19 protein-coding genes and 1 pseudogene are annotated in these 17,341 nt (G+C 65.6%); 10 read left to right on the top strand and 10 right to left on the bottom strand.

What is annotated here, in order from left to right:
* The first annotated feature begins 71 nt into the window (after window positions 1-71).
* Both RT456_RS05175 and RT456_RS05170 read left to right on the top strand, forming a co-directional pair.
* Window positions 72-797 (top strand): hypothetical protein, encoded by a 726-nt coding sequence (locus RT456_RS05175; protein WP_313343428.1) that lies wholly within the window; start codon window positions 72-74, stop codon window positions 795-797.
* 28 nt (window positions 798-825) lie between these two features.
* The gene (locus RT456_RS05170; RefSeq protein WP_313343425.1) at window positions 826-1,227 is read left to right on the top strand and encodes a hypothetical protein; all 402 of its coding nucleotides are present in this window, start codon (window positions 826-828) and stop codon (window positions 1,225-1,227) included.
* A 13-nt stretch (window positions 1,228-1,240) separates the two neighbouring features.
* On the opposite strand, the gene RT456_RS05165 is transcribed toward RT456_RS05170, so the two are convergent.
* Complete coding sequence (locus RT456_RS05165) at window positions 1,241-1,654, bottom strand: hypothetical protein (RefSeq protein ID WP_313343422.1); 414 nt, start codon at window positions 1,652-1,654, stop codon at window positions 1,241-1,243.
* A 200-nt stretch (window positions 1,655-1,854) separates the two neighbouring features.
* Between RT456_RS05165 and RT456_RS05160 the strand changes: the two genes are divergently transcribed.
* Window positions 1,855-2,802, top strand: coding sequence for a Na/Pi symporter (locus tag RT456_RS05160; protein ID WP_313343419.1), 948 nt, complete (start codon window positions 1,855-1,857; stop codon window positions 2,800-2,802).
* A gap of 78 nt (window positions 2,803-2,880) precedes the next feature.
* Here RT456_RS05160 and RT456_RS05155 read toward each other — a convergent pair.
* Both RT456_RS05155 and RT456_RS05150 read right to left on the bottom strand, forming a co-directional pair.
* Window positions 2,881-2,982 (bottom strand): annotated as a pseudogene (locus RT456_RS05155) (type II toxin-antitoxin system RelE/ParE family toxin); the annotation flags it as partial.
* Window positions 2,983-3,046: 64 nt separating this feature from the next.
* On the bottom strand, window positions 3,047-4,054 hold the full coding sequence (locus RT456_RS05150; RefSeq protein WP_313343416.1) for a LacI family DNA-binding transcriptional regulator: 1,008 nt from the start codon (window positions 4,052-4,054) through the stop codon (window positions 3,047-3,049).
* 97 nt (window positions 4,055-4,151) lie between these two features.
* On the opposite strand from RT456_RS05150, the gene RT456_RS05145 reads away from it, so the two are divergent.
* From RT456_RS05145 to RT456_RS05125, 5 genes are read left to right on the top strand one after another with little or no spacing between them, the layout of a single operon-like run.
* Window positions 4,152-5,204 (top strand): sugar phosphate isomerase/epimerase family protein, encoded by a 1,053-nt coding sequence (locus RT456_RS05145; RefSeq protein ID WP_313343413.1) that lies wholly within the window; start codon window positions 4,152-4,154, stop codon window positions 5,202-5,204.
* Between the two features lie 26 nt (window positions 5,205-5,230).
* Window positions 5,231-6,448, top strand: coding sequence for a nucleoside permease (locus RT456_RS05140; protein ID WP_313343410.1), 1,218 nt, complete (start codon window positions 5,231-5,233; stop codon window positions 6,446-6,448).
* 12 nt (window positions 6,449-6,460) lie between these two features.
* On the top strand, window positions 6,461-7,585 hold the full coding sequence (locus RT456_RS05135) for a Gfo/Idh/MocA family oxidoreductase (protein ID WP_313343407.1): 1,125 nt from the start codon (window positions 6,461-6,463) through the stop codon (window positions 7,583-7,585).
* 19 nt (window positions 7,586-7,604) lie between these two features.
* Window positions 7,605-8,468 carry a sugar phosphate isomerase/epimerase gene (locus RT456_RS05130; protein ID WP_313343405.1) on the top strand — a complete coding sequence of 288 codons (864 nt, stop codon included), beginning with the start codon at window positions 7,605-7,607 and terminating at the stop codon, window positions 8,466-8,468.
* Between the two features lie 36 nt (window positions 8,469-8,504).
* Complete coding sequence (locus tag RT456_RS05125; RefSeq protein WP_313343402.1) at window positions 8,505-8,783, top strand: cytochrome c; 279 nt, start codon at window positions 8,505-8,507, stop codon at window positions 8,781-8,783.
* A 29-nt stretch (window positions 8,784-8,812) separates the two neighbouring features.
* Here the strand turns inward: RT456_RS05125 and RT456_RS05120 are convergent, their stop codons facing one another.
* The 7 genes from RT456_RS05120 to RT456_RS05090 form a co-directional block, all read right to left on the bottom strand.
* Window positions 8,813-9,553 (bottom strand): DUF1080 domain-containing protein, encoded by a 741-nt coding sequence (locus RT456_RS05120; protein WP_313343399.1) that lies wholly within the window; start codon window positions 9,551-9,553, stop codon window positions 8,813-8,815.
* 11 nt (window positions 9,554-9,564) lie between these two features.
* Window positions 9,565-10,140: a gluconate 2-dehydrogenase subunit 3 family protein gene (locus RT456_RS05115; RefSeq protein ID WP_313343397.1), complete on the bottom strand. Its 576-nt coding sequence runs from the start codon at window positions 10,138-10,140 to the stop codon at window positions 9,565-9,567.
* A complete protein-coding gene (locus RT456_RS05110) occupies window positions 10,140-11,825 on the bottom strand; it encodes a GMC family oxidoreductase (RefSeq protein ID WP_313343394.1) in 1,686 nt (561 codons plus the stop codon). The genes RT456_RS05115 and RT456_RS05110 overlap by 1 nt, the downstream gene beginning before the upstream one ends.
* A 31-nt stretch (window positions 11,826-11,856) precedes the next feature.
* A complete protein-coding gene (locus RT456_RS05105) occupies window positions 11,857-12,651 on the bottom strand; it encodes a TIM barrel protein (RefSeq protein WP_313343748.1) in 795 nt (264 codons plus the stop codon).
* 790 nt (window positions 12,652-13,441) lie between these two features.
* Entirely contained in the window at window positions 13,442-14,035 is a 594-nt protein-coding gene (locus tag RT456_RS05100) for a DNA-binding protein (protein WP_313343392.1), read from the bottom strand.
* A complete protein-coding gene (locus RT456_RS05095; protein ID WP_313343389.1) occupies window positions 13,983-14,612 on the bottom strand; it encodes a nucleotidyltransferase domain-containing protein in 630 nt (209 codons plus the stop codon). The genes RT456_RS05100 and RT456_RS05095 overlap by 53 nt, the downstream gene beginning before the upstream one ends.
* 132 nt (window positions 14,613-14,744) lie before the next feature.
* Entirely contained in the window at window positions 14,745-15,296 is a 552-nt protein-coding gene (locus tag RT456_RS05090) for a single-stranded DNA-binding protein (protein WP_313343386.1), read from the bottom strand.
* A 238-nt stretch (window positions 15,297-15,534) separates the two neighbouring features.
* On the opposite strand from RT456_RS05090, the gene RT456_RS05085 reads away from it, so the two are divergent.
* Window positions 15,535-16,098, top strand: coding sequence for a hypothetical protein (locus RT456_RS05085; RefSeq protein WP_313343383.1), 564 nt, complete (start codon window positions 15,535-15,537; stop codon window positions 16,096-16,098).
* A gap of 157 nt (window positions 16,099-16,255) precedes the next feature.
* Window positions 16,256-17,290, top strand: coding sequence for a LacI family DNA-binding transcriptional regulator (locus tag RT456_RS05080; protein WP_313343745.1), 1,035 nt, complete (start codon window positions 16,256-16,258; stop codon window positions 17,288-17,290).
* The last annotated feature ends 51 nt before the right edge of the window (window positions 17,291-17,341 follow it).

The raw sequence follows: 17,341 nt of genomic DNA, 5'->3' as shown, positions 1-17,341 counted from the left end.
TCCAAGGCTGACCCCGCACCCTGCCGGCTCTGCTCAGGAACGAGCCGCTTACACTTCAAGGACACCGCATCATGCAGATCGACCCCAGCCTGATTCCCGCCAACGGTTGGATCCCCGCTGGCCTGCCGGAGTTTCCGTGCTGCCCGTGCCCGCAGCTGGACGACCTGGCCGAGGTCGGCAGCGACGCTGCGGATATCGATACGCTGGTCGAGTTCCTGCAGGGCAGCTTCGCCAGCACGCTGTACGCGTTCGGCCAGGTGCTGCGCACGCACCTGCCCGCGCAGGACCTGCGCGTGGACGCGGCCGATATCGGTACGCTTTACCAAGGCGCTACCAATGCGATCCTCCACCACGGCAACCTGATCGTGGACGGCGACCTGCAGCCGCCGTCGATCCTGCTGGTCACCGGCAACCTCACCGTCAACGGCGTGCTGCGCGACACCGGCAAGGTGGCGGTGATGGGCGACCTGCGCTGCACGCACGTGGGCTCGGAAGCCTGGTTCATTGTTGGCGGCGACTGCGTGGCCGAGGGCTTCGTGTACGGCTCGTACAACGACAACATGTTCGAGGTGCTCGGCAAGCTGCACGCCCGCGCGGTGGTGACCGACGACCACGCCATGTACGCCGAAGACGGTATGGTCGTCGCGCATGAACCTGCCCAGCCGGGCGTCAACTGGGAGGCCGAAGTATTCGACCTGTGGGACCCCGCGCACTGCGAGGAGCTGCTGGCCGCCGTGGGCACCGACATCCATGCAGTGGTGCCGGCCAGCAAGTTCGTGCAGGAAGAAGAGGCCTGATCCGATGCCACGCACCGCGGCTGTCGCCATGCTGTTCGTCCTGTCAGCCGCTACGCCGCTGGCGGGGACCGCGCAGGACGCTGCCACCGATGACGCGGCGGTGCGCGCCAACGCCCAGCGTGACGCCGAGGAGATCGCGCAGGCCCTGCTGGAGGTACGCGCTGACAAGGTGGACCTCGACTGCCTGAAAGCGGTGGAGAACGCCCGCTACGGCGTGGAAACCATGCTGGACGTTGGCGAAAAGAACGTCAGGGGCGGTTACATGAAGGCCGAGCAGTTCAACACCGCCGCCGTGCCGCTGCGCGCGTTGCTGCCGCAGCTGACCGTGGCCGACTGCGAAGCCGCGGACGGCAACAAGCGCGCGTTCTACCAGTGCATGTCCGACGACTACAACCATGTGCTGGCGTGCGGGAAGGCATACCCGTACTGAGTTGCCGCCCCCCCTACGCGGGGCGCCTGCCCGGCTTCAGGCGACGAATGAAGACGCCGGCACAGGCGCCGACCATGCCGGCCAGAATCGACACCGACGTACTTAGGGCATTGACCCGCAACAGGTCGACGATGCTCAGCTGCATGTACCTCTGAAGGAAATACGCCGCCAGACACGTCAGCCCGAGGTACAGCGCGCCCACGGCGATGGCGAATCCATACCGTCTCGACACCAGGCCGCCCGCAAGCGCGAACCACATTCCGCAGAGAGTCCAGACCATGTCGCTGGACGTAAACGCAGGCTGGCTCCCAACCGAGGGCGCGATGTGGAAGGCAGACGCCGCCGCCAGCACCAACGCCAGCACGATCAGGAATGCCGCGGCCTGTCGCCAGATCGCGTTCCACTTTCTCATTGCGACCACGTCCATTCGCACGTCATCCATTGCGCGCCCCCCCCTTGGTCATTCGCACCATAGTACCGTCAGCACCGGGTCAGGCGGCGCGGCGCCCCGGCAACGCTGACGCATTAGGCCCGCAAAAGTGGGCAGGAACGTTGTACTTCCAGCCGCGACTGGCAATCTTTGCAACACCTGCCCCAGCATGGCCGGATCGCCCCCATGAGCCCTGCATGAGCGCTCTGTCAGCCGTCCTGCCCATTCTGGCTACCGTGGTCCTCTTTCTGCATGGGCTGCAAGGCTTCACGCGGGAGCTGCAGTCCTGTGGGGAGCCGCTCATGCGCGCGTGGCTGCAACGGCTGACGGCCAACCGCTGGAAGGGGTTTGCCGTCGGCGCAGTTGCGACCGCCGTGGTGCAGTCAAGCAGCGCGATCACGGCCTTGACCGTTGCGCTGGTGAATGCCTCGCTGCTGTCGTTCCGGGCCAGCCTGGCCGTGCTGCTGGGCGCGAACGTGGGCACCACCGCCACGGCATGGCTGGTCTCGTTCCAGCTGAGCGGGCTTGGCCCCGTCCTTATCGTGCTGGGGGCCGTGATGGCAGTGCTGCCCCTGCGGGTCCGCACCGCGGGCAGGCTGCTGTTCCAGCTCGGGCTCATCCTGTTCGCGCTGCAGCTGATGACCGCGCAGCTTCACCCCCTGCGCGAACAGCCGTGGGTCGCCGCATGGCTGGCGGCAGCGGCCGACCCGTGGCTCCAGGTGCTGGTTGGCATGACCATCACCGCCCTTGTCCAGTCCAGCAGCGTCACCAGCGGCGTGGCGATCGTGCTGGTGCAGCAGGGAATGCTGCCAGTGGAGGCCGCCATTGCCATGGTGATAGGGGCCAACGTCGGCTCATGCTCCACGGCCTTGATCGCCAGCGCCGCGATGGGCCCGATTGCACGCGTCACCGCAGTGGTCAACCTGCTGTTCAATGCCGTCGGCATGCTGATCCTGCTGCCGTTCCTCGTGCCATTCGCGCGCGCGGTGGCAGCGGCTGTTGGTGACCCCGGCATGGCGGTCGCCCTGGCCCACCTGACGTTCAATCTGGCCATCTCGGCGCTGTTCCTGCCGATGCTGGGGCCGGTGGGCGCATGGGCGGAGAAATGGCTGATGCGGTCAGGCCACACCTGCAGAGCCGGATGATCGGCACGCCAGCTGCAAAGGGATCGAGACGCCCGGGAATGCGTAAAACATCACGCGTAAGCGCCATGCGCTTGGACCCATGTAGCAGCGCACCTGCTCGTCGCCCCATTGCTTGCGTGTGTAGCGGATGATGCCGCGCAGGTCGGCTTCCGCCGCCTTCGTCAGCGTGTAGGAAGTCAAATGCTGCCAGCATGCCGATCAGGCTTGCCATGCGTCGGCTAAAGAAATGGATTCGACACGTGCACTACCGCACCGTCGGCGCGCCCGTCGAACCGCGCACCATCAAACTGAAATCCAGCGTCTGCTGGAGCGGCACATCCACCCCTTCGATGATGGCGAGCAGCAGGTTGACCGCGCGGACACCGATCTCCCGCATGGGCTGCCTGACGGTCGTCAACGCGGGCGTGAGGTAGGTGGAGGACGACAGGTCGTCGAAGCCGACGATGGACAGGTCATCGGGCACGCGGATGCCCAGGTCCCGACAGGCAGCCAACACGCCCAGCGCCATCTGGTCGCTGAAGCAGAAGATCGCGGTGGGCACATCCGCGCCGGCCAACAGCGCCATCCCGGCCGCATGGCCGGATTCCACGGAAAAGTCGCCCGGCGCGACGCTCAAACCGCGCAGACGGCCGCGCGCCCTGCCGGCAGCACGGACGCCTTCCAACCGTTGCTGGTGAAGCGGATTGTCGGGCGGCCCACCCACCACGGCGATCCGCTCATGGCCCAGCCCGTGCAGGTGTTCCATCACCGCGCGGGCGGCGGCCGCGTTGTCGATGTGGACGCTGGGAATGCCCAGCGCGGGGTCGAACTCGCAGCCGTTGACTACAGGCGCGTCGTTGCCCAGTTGCTGGACGATCTCGCGCGCGGTCGGCGGCAGGCGATGCCCCAGCACGATCAGCCCGTCGGCCTCGTTGCGACGGAGCATCTGCGCGTAGCGCTCCTCGCGCTCGGGCCGGTGCTGGGTGTCGCCCAGCAGGACCGCGTAGCCCGCGGCCTGCGCGGCTTCTTCCGCGCCCTGCAGGATCTGGGCGAAGAACGGATTGGCGATGTCCGGAACGGTGACCAGGATCTTGCCGCTGCGCTGGGTCTTGAGCGTCCTGGCGACCGTATTGGGGACATAGCCCAGTGCGGCGGCGGCCTGCTCGATGCGCGTGCGCGTGGCCGGCAGGACTTTCTCCGGCCGGGATAGCGCCCGCGACACCGTGCCTGCGGAGACGCCGACGTGCTTTGCGATGTCGTAGATGGTGGCCATGGTTTTTGAGGTTCTTCTTTTCGCTGTGCAGTGCACAACAGGTTTTTCTGAAGGCCCTGCTAGGGTAATGCAATCGATTGCATCCGGGTGAATCACGTTGAAGACGCTCAAGGGTCCGGCGCTGTTCCTGGCGCAGTTCATCGGCGACACGCCTCCATTTGATCGGCTCGACTCCCTCGCCGCGTGGGCGTCGAGCCTGGGCTATTCTGGCCTGCAAGTGCCCACCAGCTCGCCCCACCTGTTAGATCTGGCCGAAGCTGCACGCAGTCAGGCGTACTGCGACGACATCACCGGCATGCTGGCCGAACACGGCCTGCAGATCACCGAGCTGTCCACGCACCTGCAAGGGCAGCTCGTCGCCGTCCATCCCGCCTACGACAGTCTGTTCGACGGCTTCGCACCGCCGGACACGCGCGGCGATCCTGCCGCCCGCCAGGCCTGGGCCGTGGAGCAGTTGATGCTCGCCGCCAAGGCCAGCCAGCGCCTCGGGTTGACCGCGCATGCCACGTTCTCCGGCGCGCTGGCCTGGCCTTACTTCTATCCCTGGCCGCAACGCCCCCCGGGGCTGGTGGAGGAAGCCTTCGACGAACTCGGCCGCCGCTGGCGCCCCATCCTGGATGCGTTCGACGCCTGCGGCGTGGACCTGTGCTTCGAGATCCACCCTGGCGAAGACCTGCACGACGGCGCGACCTTCGAGCGCTTCCTTGATGTGGTGGACCACCACCCCCGCGCCAACATCCTGTACGACCCCAGCCACCTGCTGCTGCAGCACATCGACTACCTGGGTTTCATCGACCGGTATCACGCGCGCATCGGCATCTTCCACGTCAAGGACGCGGAATATCGCGCCAGTGCGAGCAGTGGCGTGTATGGCGGCTACCAGGACTGGATTGATCGCCCGGGGCGGTTCCGTTCGCTCGGGGACGGCCAGATCGACTTCAAGGCAATCTTCTCAAAATTCGCGCAATACGATTTCCCGGGCTGGGCGGTGCTGGAATGGGAGTGCTGCCTGAAGCACCCGGAGGATGGCGCGCGTGAGGGCGCCGCGTTCATCCGCGACCACATCATCCGCGTGACCGAACGTGCCTTCGACGACTTTGCCGACAGCGGCACTGATCCGGAAGCACTACGCCACATGCTGGGGATCTGAGCCATTACCGCCTGGGAGGGCAAGCCATGACGCACACCATGTCGCGCTTGGGCGCGATGATGTTTCTGCAGTTCTTCATCTGGGGGGCATGGTTCGTGACCCTGGGCACGTACCTGGTGCAGGGCCCGCTCCAGGCCAGCGCAAGCCAGGTGGCCACGGCGTTCCTCAGCCAGTCCATCGGCGCCATCGTGGCGCCCTTCCTGGTCGGCCTGGTTGCCGATCGCTACTTCGCCGCGCAGCGCATCCTGGCGGTACTGCACCTGGCCGGTGCGGTGCTCATGTGGCTGGCGTCCACGGCGACGGACTTCAACACGTTCTTCGCCTGCGTGATGGGCTACATGCTGCTGTTCATGCCGACGCTGGCGCTGGCCAACAGCGTGGCGATGCGGCACATGCATTCGCCTGAAAAACAATTCCCACCGGTACGCGTGGCCGGCAGCGTCGGCTGGATCGTGGCCGGCGTGCTGATCGGCTGGCTGGGCTGGGAACAGGCACATACGCTCGAACTGACGTTCCGGATGGCGGCGCTGGCCTCGCTGGCGTTGGGCCTGTATGCCTTCACCCTGCCGCATACGCCGCCGCTGGCGCAGCAGCGCGACGCAGGACTCGGGCAGGTACTGGGGCTGGATTCGCTGCGGCTGCTGAAGTCGCGCTCGTACCTGGTGTTCTTCCTGGCCTCCATCGCCATCTGCATCCCGCTGGCGTTCTATTACAACTTCACCAACCCCTATCTCAACGACCTGGGGGTGCGCGGCGCGGCCGGCCTGCAGTCGCTGGGCCAGGTGTCCGAAGTGCTGCTGATGCTGGCCATGCCGTTCCTGTTCGTGCGGCTGGGGGTCAAGACGATGCTGGCGGTGGGCATGGCCGCCTGGGTGGTGCGCTACGTCATGTTTGCCTTCGGCGACGCCGGTGGCGGCTTCTCCCTGCTGGTGATCGGCATCGTGCTGCACGGCATCTGCTACGACTTCTTCTTCGTCACCGGCCAGATCTACACCGATGCGCATGCCGGCCCCGCCGCGCGCAGCAGCGCACAGGGGTTCATCACCCTGGCCACCTACGGCGTGGGCATGTTGATCGGCACGTTCCTGTCCGGCGCGGTGGTGGAGCACTACACCACGGCGGCGGGTCCGGACTGGCAGCAGATCTGGCTGTTCCCGGCCGGCGTCGCGCTGGTGGTGCTGATCGCCTTCCTGGTGCTGTTCCGCGACCGGCCGCTCGTCGCGACCGCCCCCTCCACGCCCTGAGGATCCCACCCGATGCGCACGCTCGGAATCGCCATCGTCGGCACCGGCATGATCGGCGCCGTGCACCGTCGCGCGGCCCTGCTGGCCGGTGCGCACATCCGTGGCGTAGCTGCCTCGTCCCCGCAGCGCGCGCGCGAGGTCGCGCAGTCGTGGGGGGTCCCGCGCGGCTATCGCGACATTGAAGAAGTGATCGCCGACCCGCAGGTGCAGGTCGTGCACGTCTGCACGCCCAACCATCTGCACCGCGCCATGGCACAGGCGGCGCTGGAAGCCGGCAAGCACGTGATCTGCGAGAAGCCGCTGGCGACCAGCCTGGAAGACGCCCAGGCACTGGCGGCGTTGGCCGCATCGGCCGGGCTGGTCGCCACCGTGCCCTTCGTCTACCGCTACCACCCGGTGATCCGCGAAGCGCGCGCGCGCATCGCGCAGGGCGAGCTGGGACCGCTGCGCCTGATCCACGGCAGCTACCTGCAGGACTGGCTGCTGGACCCGGCCAGCAACAACTGGCGCGTGGACCCGGCATTGGGTGGCGCGTCACGCGTGTTCGCCGACATCGGCTCGCACTGGTGCGACCTGGTGGAATGGGTCGGCGGCGAACGCTTCGTCGAGGTCAGCGCCGCGTTTGCCACCGTGATCGCCGAGCGCGGCACCCTCACCGGGCAGAGCTTCACCACGCCGGCGGCGGGCGGCGCGATGCAGGCGGTATCGAGCGAGGACGTGGCCGCGGCGATGTTCAGAACCGGCGCCGGTACGCTGGCGTCCTTGACGGTCAGCCAGGTCTCGGCGGGACGCCGCAATCGCCTCTGGTTCGAGATCGACGGCGCCAAGGCCAGCGTGGCGTTCAACCAGGAGGACTCCGAGCGGCTGTGGATCGGCCTGCCCGACCAGCGTGAGGAAATCTTCGTGCGTGGACCGGGCGCCGGCAGTGCCGAACAACGCCGCCTGTCGGTGCTGCCCGCCGGGCACGCGCAGGGCTACGGCGATTGTTTCGAGGCGTTTGTCGCCGACACCTACCGCGCCATCGAAGGCGAGCGGCCACACGGGCTGCCCACCTTCGAGGACGGCGTGCGCTCGGCGCTGATCGTCGACCGCGTCATCACATCGGCCAGGACGCGCGCCTGGACCGCCATTGTTTGAATCCCGGGAGGATGTGTTGATGAAAGCCGCTACACGCAGGACCACGACCCTCGCACTGCTGCTCGCTGCCCTGCCCGCCTTCGCCGGCGACCCCGCCGGTGCACGGCAGCCCATCGCGGTGCAGATGTACACGCTCCGCCACGCCGGCACGCTCGACCAGCAGTTGAAGATCGTGCACGACGCCGGCGTCGGCGCGGTGGAAACGGTCGGCACGCAGAACGTCAGCGCCGCCGAGCTCAAGCAGCTGCTGGACCGCTACTCGATCAGGGCCATTTCGTCGCACGTGCAACTGGCCGATCTGCGCAGCGACCTGGACGGGGTGGTGGCGTTCAATCGCGCGATCGGCAACACCACGCTGGTGGTGCCTTACCTGGATGAGAAGGACCGGCCGACCGATGCCGCGGGTTGGACGGCACTGGGCCAGGAACTGGGCCGGATCGCGGCGCAGGCGAACGCCCAGGGTATGCACCTGGCCTACCACAACCATGACTTCGAGCTGGTCGACTTCAACGGCAAAACCGGCCTGGAGCTGCTGTTCGCTGCAGCCGGCCCCGACCTGCAGACCGAGCTGGACCTGGCCTGGGTGGCGCGTGCGGGCCATGACCCGGTGATGATGCTGGGCAGATTCCGCGGCCACGTGTTCGCGGTGCACGCCAAGGACAATGCACCCAAGGGCAAGGCCGAAGACGAGGGCGGCTTCGCCGCTGTCGGCCAGGGCGTGCTGGACTGGGACGCGATCCTGCCAGCCGCTGCCGCAGCGGGCGTGCAGTGGTACATCGTCGAGCACGACCAACCGCGTGATCCGGCCACCGTCATCAAGACCGGCGCGGACTACCTGCGCCACCACCTGACCGCCCAGCTGCCCGCCAGTGCACAGCGCTAGCCAGCGAAGGAGCCCTGCTTGAAAACGATCCTGACAATGGCTGTGGTTCTAGGTGCAGCGTCGTTGGCCACGCCGGCGTGGTCCAAGGACGACCCTGCCGCCGGCGCGCAGCTGTACGCAACGCACTGCATCGCCTGCCACGGCGCCAACCGGGCCGGCGTTCCGCCGACATTCCCCGCCCTCACCGATGTGGCCAAGCGGCTGCAACCGGCGCAGATCAAGGAAAAGATCAGCAAGGGCGGTGGGTTGATGCCGCCCTTCTCCCAGCTGTCGCCACAGGACATCGACAATCTCGCCAGTTACCTGGCGAAATAGGATGCCGGCGCCGGGGCTTCGCGCCGGCGCTACAGCTCGCGCACCCAGATGTTGCGGTAGCTGACCTTGGAATCGTGTTCCTGCAGGTACAGCGGCGCGCACGCATGGGCCGCATACGAAGGCGCGCCGATGTACTCGGTCTTGCCCGACAGGACGGTGTCGTCCTGCACCAGCACGCCGTTGTGCAGCACGGTGATGCGGGCGGGTGACAGAAGTCCGCCGCCTTGCGAGAAACGCGGGGCCTTCCAGATGATGTCGTAGGCCTGCCACTCACCCGGCGCACGCGAAGCGTTCACCAGCGGGATGGCCTGCTTGTACAGCGATGCGGCCTGGCCGTTGGCATAGGTCGGGTTGTTGTAACTGTCGAGCACCTGCAGCTCATACAGCTCCTGCAGGAAGATGCCGCTGTTGCCGCGGTGCTGGCCGTCGAAGCCCTTGGTCGCAGTGGGCGTGCGCCATTCGACATGCAGCTGGATATCGCAGAAATCCTGTTTGGTACGGATGCCCTTGCTGCCCGGCACCACCGTCAGCACCCCCTTGGCAGCGCTCCAGGGTACGGGTCCGCCCTGCTCCGACTCCCAGGCGGAGGTATCCCTGCCGTTGAACAGCACGATCGCGTCGGAGGGCGCGCCGTTGGACGGCGTGGCCACGGTTGCGGGCACCGGCTTCCACACCTCGGTTCTCGTCGGATCGCGCGCGGGGTCATCGGCCTGTGCAAACGCGGGTGCCGTGACCAGCACGCACGCCACCATCAGAATCGGCTTGATCATCGTGTTCCTCATCAGCTGGTCGCCCACGCGGGCGTACCGGGGACATAGGCCAGGTCGCCGTCGTAGCGCCCCGGCACGGCGACGTACTGCAGTACTTCGGTCGCACCGACCTTCGAGGTGAAGAAACCGAAGATGGCCAGCTGCTTGATCATCGTGAAGTAGTGCGGCATCTTTTCGCCCGCTTCGGCCGTGCCGGTCTCGTTCACCTCGCCCACGCGTTTACGCGCTTCTGCATCCAACGCGCGCAGCAGTTCGGTTCGGTCGTTCGCGGTGAGCGACACGAACCGGCCGCCCGCGCGTTTGTCGATATCGGCCAGGCCGGCGTGGAACGCCGCCTGCTGCGGGGCGGTGTAGCAATCGCTGACGAACCGCGCCATGAACGCACCGGCGCCGGCGTCCTTCGCCCCTGCCGTAGCGGTCCGCGGCAGGATGGTCTCGGCGATCTCGTCCAGTGTGGCGATACCGGCGGCGGAGAAGGCGGCTGTCGCGCCCGCTGCCGGCGCTTGGCCGTGGACCAGCGCGGGCAGACCGACCATGGCCGCCCCCGTGGCGGCAACAATCATCTTCAACAGGTCGCGGCGGTCCATCAGAGGTTCCCCGCTTTCAGTTCGCGCACCGCATGGTCGGCGGCCCGTGCCGTCAGCGCCATGTAGGTCAGCGAGGGATTCACGCAGGCACTGGAGGTCATGCACGCGCCGTCGGTCACATAGACGTTGGGCGCATCCCAGACCTGGTTGTGCTGGTTCAGCACGGAGTTGCTGCGGTCACGGCCCATGCGCGCGGTGCCCATTTCGTGGATGCCCTTGCCCGGGGCGTAGTCGTTGTCGTGCATCTCCACGTCCTTGACGCCGGCGGCCTCCAGCATCTCGGCGGCATCGGCGGCCATATCCTTGCGCATGGCCTTTTCGTTCTCGCGCAGGGCCACATCCATCGCCAACACCGGCAAGCCCCATTTGTCCTTGCGGTCCGCGTCCAGGCGGATCGTATTGTCGTGGTGCGGCAGCATTTCGCCGAAGCCGGTCATGCCGATGCGCCAGTCGCCCGGCACGGTCAGCGCGGCCTTCAGGTCGGCACCGATGTTCAGCTCGGCGATCTCGCGCGACCACCCGTTTCGGCTGGCGCCGCCCTGGTAGCCGAACCCGCGCGTGTAACCACGTCTGTCGGCAGCGACGTTGCGGAAACGGGGAATGTAGAAGCCGCAGGGACGACGACCGAAGTAGTACTTGTCGTCGTACCCCTCGACGCGGCCGGAGGCACCCGCGCCGAAATGATGGTCCATCACGTTGTGCCCCAGCTCGCCCGACGACGAGCCCAGCCCGCCTTCCCAGACATCGGTGGCCGAGTTCATCAGCAGCCAGGACGAGTTGAAGGAGGAGGCGTTGAGGAAGATGACCTTGGCCGTGTACGTGTACGTCTGCCCGGTCTCGGCATCGATGACCTCCACGCCCCGCGCGCGTTTGCGGTCCTTGTCGTACAGCACTTCCTTGACGATCGAGAAGGGCCGCAACGTCAGGTTGCCCGTTTTCATCGCCGCCGGCAGCGTGGCCGACTGGGTGGAGAAATAGGCGCCGAACGGACAGCCCAGGATGCACTTGTTGCGATACTGGCAGTTGACGCGGCCCTGCTCGGGCATGGGCTGGGTAATGTTCGCCGTGCGCGAATGGATCATGTGCCGCGTGCCGCCGAAGGCCTTCTTGATCCGCGCGGCCACGTCCTTTTCGACGATGTTCAACGGGATCGGCGGCAGGAACTCGCCGTCGGGCAGCACATCCAGCCCCTCGCGCGTGCCGGCGATGCCGGCGAACTTCTCCACGTGGTCGTACCAGGGCGCGATGTCGGCGTAGCGGATCGGCCAATCGGTGGCGATGCCGTCTTTCAGGTTCGCCTGGAAATCCAGGTCCGACAGGCGATAGCTCTGCCGCCCCCACATCAGCGAGCGTCCGCCCACGTGATACCCGCGGAACCAGTCGAAGCGTTTGGTCTCGGTGTAGGGCGATTCCTTTTCGTCGGCCCACATGCCCTGCAGGTTTTCGACCAGGCCGTAGTCGCGCATCAACACGGGAAAGTCGGCCTTCATCGCCTGGGTAGGCCGGTTGCGGTGCGGGAAATCCCACGGCTCCTTCATCGCGTTCACGTAGTCCTTGACGTGCTCGATGTTGCGCCCGCGTTCCAGCATCAGGACCTTGAGGCCTTTCTCGGTCAGTTCCTTCGCCGCCCAACCGCCACTGATTCCCGAGCCGACGACGATCGCGTCGTAATGATTGTCTGCCATGGGTTCTACTTCACCTTGGTGGATATCGTTTTCAGACGTCGCAGAGGCGGATGGCCTCGCGAAGCGAGCCGACGGGATCGGGTGCGGTTGGAATGAATTCCTGCGCCAGATACCCATCGAAACCGGTGTCGCGGATCGCGCGACAGATGGCCGGGTAGTTCAGTTCCTGCTGGTTTCCGATCTCGTGCCGGCCAGGCACGCCTGCGGTGTGGTAATGCTTGAAATGCTGGTGATGCCTGCCGATCGTGGCGATGATGTCGCCCTCCATGATCTGCATGTGGTAGATGTCGTACAGCAGGCCGAAATGATCCGAGCCAAGCCGCTTGCACAGCTCGACGCCCCACGCGGAGTGGTCGCACAGGTAGTCGGGATGATCGACCCGGGAGTTCAGCAGCTCCATCACCAGCACGACGCCCCGCTTCTCGGCATGCCCGAGGATGCGCTTGAGCCCGGCTTCGGCATGGGCCAGGCCTTGCTGGGGGTCCATGCCGTTGCGGTTGCCGGAAAAACAGATGAGGTTGCGGTAGCCGGCCTCGGCCACGAGGTCGATATGCCGGGTGTAGCGCTCCACCAGTTCGTCGTGGAACTGGCTGCCCGCGAAACCCTTGGTCAGGCCCAGCTCGGCGCCGTTGCACATCGAGCTGTACACGCCATGGGCCTTCAGCGTGGGCCAATCCTCCGGACCCACCAGGTCGATGGCGGCGAAGCCGATGTCCTTCACCGTCTGGCAAAGCTGGGCGACCGATAGTTGCGGGAACGTCCAGCGGGCGACGGAATGCTTCAGGTTGCCCTTGAGGGGCGCGGTGGCGGCTGCCGCAGGCAGCAGCCCGGCGGCGGCCAAGCCAACGCTTCCGGCGACCGCAAAGCGCAACGCGTCGCGCCGAGTGAGGCGTGCATCTTGGATCGATCCAATCGAGGGGATGGACATCCGCCTGCCGGCCTCCCAACCGGTATCAAATGCAACGATGTATGGAAATGCAATCGATTGCACCATAGGGGACGGAATCGTTTTTTTGCAAGACGCAGTGCACGAAAATCCATGCTGCGCGGCAGCATGCAGGTGAGAGCGCAGCGCCTCTACCCATGCGCCGAGCACCACGTGGCTGTGGTCCAATCGTCTTCTGAACGGAACAGCGCCACACTGGCTGGCACCTGCATCTCCCCCCTTCGCCATGCCTGCAGAGAAGCAAGCACATGACCTTTAGAACCTGTCCACTGGCCTTGGCGCTTCTGACAACGGGTCTTTGTGCTCACGCTTCGGGGGCCGGGAAAACAAACCCACCGGTAAGCGCCGCCTACAGGTGCGGGAGCGATGCAGGCATGACCATCATCGCAACGACAGGCGATTTCTCCAGGTCATCGCCCGGACCGGACAAAGACGGCTATCAGCACGCGCAGACAGGCAGACAGACGTTCCGATGCGAGGGAGGACCAAGCGTGTCCGTCGAGGTTTTGCCACCGCAGGCCACAGCAGCGTGCGGGGCTGATGGACGGGTCGTCGTCACAGACATCACATTTCCCGGAGGACGCAGGGGCACCGAGCTGATTGAGTTCAACAAACGGTGCTTCTTCAGCGATTACATTACGAGAATACGTATTCTCAAACAGGATTCGCACTACTCGGTGGAGCGTTGTTCGGAGAACAACCCGTTCAATGAACAGGCGTTCGTTGGCTGCACGACCAAGTCCACGGCAAATGAATCCGCGCCGTGACCATCCGGTCCGGTCGAGGTTTGCCGCGTTGGGAATCCTGCAATCACAGGTTCGAGTTCGACCACGTTGGGATGGCGCTCATGCAGCCATTGCTCTGTATGCAGGAGCAAGTCTGCAGCGTGATCAATACACGCCTGCAGGGTTGCATCGGACACCGGGTCACCCTCGTAGTCGGTAAGGTTACGCTGGCGACGCAACGCATCCAACACGATGATGTCGTCCTTGGACACTCCCATCGTATGTATCAGGCACTGAATCGCAGTCTGGTGGTGCCCGGGCTGACTGTTGGATGTCCGATAGCCACTCGACCAAAGGCCAATCATTGCGCATTGCATGACACACTTGTAACCGGCGTCAAATCGATTGTCGGCGCTGATCTGATCGAATCGCGCGTCCGCCAGATTCCGCCGTGCGGCGTGCAGCAACTTGCGCAGTGAGATGGGTTCAGGACTGTGCGCCTGAAGCTGCCGGATCGCCAGCAAGTTTTCCAACGTCATCCTTGTCTCCTAGTACCAGCAGCTTGGGCGTTGCCAACAGTTCGGTGGCAAACGCGTCACCGTTCTGCGCCCGTCGCATGAACTCTTCCTTTGAGTACAGCACAGGATTGATCTCCCTACGCAACACCTCCTGCGCTGGGTGGATCGCACGCACCAGATCAACGAACCTCAGATCGCCCAAAACCAGCAGATCAATGTCGCTGCCGTTGACTTCGGTCCCTTTTGCCACCGAACCGAAGACCCACGCCAAAGAGACGTGATCGGCCACTGAAACCAATGCATCGCGCAGGACGGGCACTACCCCATGGGTCTTACGGAACATCGCAGCCAAGTCGTCGAACAGCAGGCAGGCGCGGTTCGCCCGGTAGTGCACCTGATTTCCCTGCGCGCTCCGCAGGAGCAGTCCAGATTCAGTGAGCTTGTCCAGTTCGCGTGCAAGGGTGCCGGCGTGGCTGCCCGTGATCCTGGCCAGCTCGCGCAGGTGGAAGCTGGCCTCCGGTTGTAACAGCAGCGCAGCCAGCACCCGTTGGCGGGTGACCGGGAACAGGATGCCCATCAGCGTCGAAGTGTTGCTCATTTGGCGACAAATGTTGCCTATTTCGCAACAGATTGCAAGTGAGCGCCGCAGCCGCGCTGCACGACCGGGTCAGCCGATAAAAAAGGCCCGCTGAAGAGCGGGCCTGTTGATCGCATGCAGTGCAGGTGCGCCTCAGAACGGAATATCGTCGTCCGCGAAGTCGTCCATCGGCGGTGCCGACTGCTGCGGCTGCTGCTGCGGGCGCTGCTGCTGGCCGTAACCACCGCCGCCACCACCGCTGCGCTGACCGCCACCACCACCACCACCGTATTCCTGACGCGGGGCCTGCTGGCGCTGCGGACGCTCGCCGCCGGCGAAGTTGCCACCGCCGCCACCGCCGCCGCCTTCACCACGGCCGCCCAGCATCTGCATTTCGTCGGCGATGATGTCGGTGGAGTACTTCTCCACGCCGTCCTGGCCGGTGTACTTGTCGTAGCGCAGGCTGCCTTCGACGTAGACCGAGCTGCCCTTGCGCAGGTACTCGCCGGCGATTTCGCCGAGCTTGCCGAAGAACACCACGCGGTGCCATTCGGTGCGTTCCTGCTGGTTGCCATCCTTGTCCTTGCGAACACTGGTGGTCGCCAGGCTGATGCGGGTGATCGCCATGCCGCCTTGGGTGTACTTCACTTCCGGGTCGTTGCCGAGGTTGCCGACCAGGATGACTTTATTGATGCCGCGCGCCATAGGATTGCTCTTCCGTTGTCCGAGGGAAGGCCTGACCGACATCGCACCTTGCGCGGTGCAGCGTCGTGGCCAGCCCCACGGGAATCTGGGTGGGATGACAGAACGGCGCATTCTACCATCCCAGCCGGGGCGGGCCGTGTCGGGGATGCCCCCCTGTGGGACTCGGATTTTGGCTCAGGCCTTGGGGGGCGCGGCTATGGGGCACCTTGTCTGCCTGTGTCCGGGCTAGACTTTGCCCATGAACAAGCGGATGCAGGAGATCTACGTCAGCACGGATGTGGAAGCCGACGGCCCCATTCCCGGCCCGCATTCCATGCTGAGCTTCGGGTCGGCGGCCTACCTGGCCGACAAGACGCTGGTGGCCACCTTTTCGGCCAACCTGGACACCCTGCCGGAGGCCCAGGGTCACCCGGACACGATGGCCTGGTGGGCGACCCAGCCGGCGGCCTGGGCGGCCTGCCGCCGGGCGTGCGAGGCGCCGGAGGCCGCCATGCGGCGCTATGTGGCGTGGCTCAAGGCATTGCCGGGCAAACCGGTGTTCGTGGGGTATCCCGCCGCATACGACTTTCTGTTCGTGTACTGGTATCTGATGCGGTTTGCCGGCGAAAGCCCGTTCTCGCATTCCGCATTGGACATCAAGACCTTTGCGATGGCGGTGCTGAAGACGGATTACCGCGCCGCCACCAAGCGCACCATGCCCAAGCGCTGGTTCGACAGGATGCCGCACACGCATGTGGCGCTGGATGATGCGATTGAGCAGGGCGCGCTGTTCTGCAACATACTGGCCGAGAACAGGGGATAGAACGCGTCATCGCTGCGCGCAACGGGCCGTAGAGCCACGCCCTGCGTGGCTGCCCGTCGTTCAGGACCGCGAAGCCACGCAGGGCGTGGCTCTACGTCGCTCCCGGGTTCCGTGGGGCCATGGCATCATGGCTTCCGTCGTCCCTGCCCTGCCCTCCATGACCATCCGCGGTAAAGCCACCTCCCTGGATATCGCCCACCTGGCCGGGGTTTCCCAGCCGACGGTGTCGCGGGCGCTGCGCGGCAGCCCGATGGTGAACCAGGAAACCCGCGAGCGGATCCTGAAGATCGCCCGGGAGCTGAATTACAAGGTGGACAAGAACGCCTCGAGCCTGCGCCTGCGCAATGCCGGCACGCTGGCGCTGCTGTTCTTTGAAGACCCCACCAACGACGATTCGCTGATCAACCCGTTCTTCCACGCCATGCTGGGTTCGATCACCCGCGCCTGCGCGCTGCGCGGCTACGACCTGCTGGTGTCGTTCCAGCAGCTGTCCACCGACTGGCAGGCCGATTACGAAGACAGCAACAAGGCCGACGGCATCATCCTGCTCGGGTACGGCGATTACCACGAGTCGCGCGAGCGGCTGCAGCGGCTGGTTGAACAGGGCACCCACTTCGTGCGCTGGGGCGCGGCGCTGCCGGACCAGCCGGGGGTATCCATCGGCTGCGACAACTTCCAAGGCGGCTTCGACATTACCGCCCACCTGCTCGATCAGGGCTGCCGGCGCATCGCCTTCGTCGGCCATGCCTCCAGCCACTACCCCGAATTCGAGGAACGCTACCGCGGCTACGTGGCCGCCATGGCGGCACGCGGCGTGGCGGTTGAGCCGGCGCTGCAGTTCGATGCGATCACCACCGAACAGTCCGGCTACGAGGCGTGCCAGTCGCTGCTGGCCGACGGCGAAGCCATCGATGCGGTGTTCGCGGCCAGCGACCTGATTGCCATCGGCGCCATGCGCGCCCTGCGCGAGCACGGCCTGCGCATTCCGCAGGATGTGGCGCTGGCCGGCTTCGATGACATTCCGCTGGCAGCCTCGGTCTCGCCGACACTGTCCACGGTGCAGCAGGACACCAAGCAGGCCGGCCAACTGCTGGTGGAACGACTGCTGGCGCTGATCCAGGGCGAGCCGGTGGAAAGCCAGACCATTCCGGTGAAGCTGGTGTTGCGCGAATCGTCGCTGGCGGCGCGCTGATACCGCGCCGTACCGACCAACGGTCGGTACCTGCCCCCATGATCAATGACA

The organism is Stenotrophomonas sp. (assembly GCF_032099025.1).
Classification (GTDB): domain Bacteria; phylum Pseudomonadota; class Gammaproteobacteria; order Xanthomonadales; family Xanthomonadaceae; genus Stenotrophomonas.
The sequence above is the reverse complement of the archived record's forward strand: the minus strand, read 5'-3'. Positions and strand labels throughout refer to the sequence as shown.